Below are 508 nucleotides of genomic sequence, written 5' to 3'. Positions count from 1 at the left end.
GGAGCCGCCACAGCGGATTCGTCCCACATCCCTGTGGAATTCACCGCTCCGCCAAGGCCAAGGGAAATGATCTTTCCCCTTTCTCAGGCAGGAGGAGCCGGTGACCGCGGAAAGACCCCATGCGGAGGAGCCACGCTTAGCTAAGGGGTCCGCTCCCGAAGTCCTTCGGGGGTTGACGCTGTGGAGCCGGGGCCACCGGCCTCGGCTCCACGCTCAATGCCTTCAGATCGGTTATCTCGGGTGTCTGCGAAGCATCGTGCAAGTCGGGGAAGTAGGTGATTCCCAACTCGCCCGGCTCCTGGCCGCTGGCGCTGGTGGCGGTGGTGCCGTGGACACCGGGGACCGGCGAGGACGCGGACCATCCCGGACTCCCCCACCTCCCCGGCATCGTGGCCGCGTGCGCACTGCCCGGGACCGCGGCGACCGGGCCGGGGCTGGCGACGCTGGTCCGGCTGCGCGCGGCCACCACCCTGGACCCGGCCCGTACGACGGCCGAACAGCTCCTGCG

General features: G+C 69.7%; 1 pseudogene. It reads left to right on the top strand.

Annotated features, from left to right (window positions below):
- Positions 1-275: 275 nt before the first annotated feature.
- Positions 276-508 (top strand): annotated as a pseudogene (locus KN815_RS32915) (PucR family transcriptional regulator); the annotation flags it as partial.

It is taken from the genome of Streptomyces niphimycinicus, assembly GCF_018883605.1.
Taxonomy (GTDB): Bacteria; Actinomycetota; Actinomycetes; order Streptomycetales; family Streptomycetaceae; genus Streptomyces; species Streptomyces niphimycinicus.
Note: the sequence above shows the minus strand (reverse complement) of the source record. Positions and strands in the feature narration are given on the sequence as shown.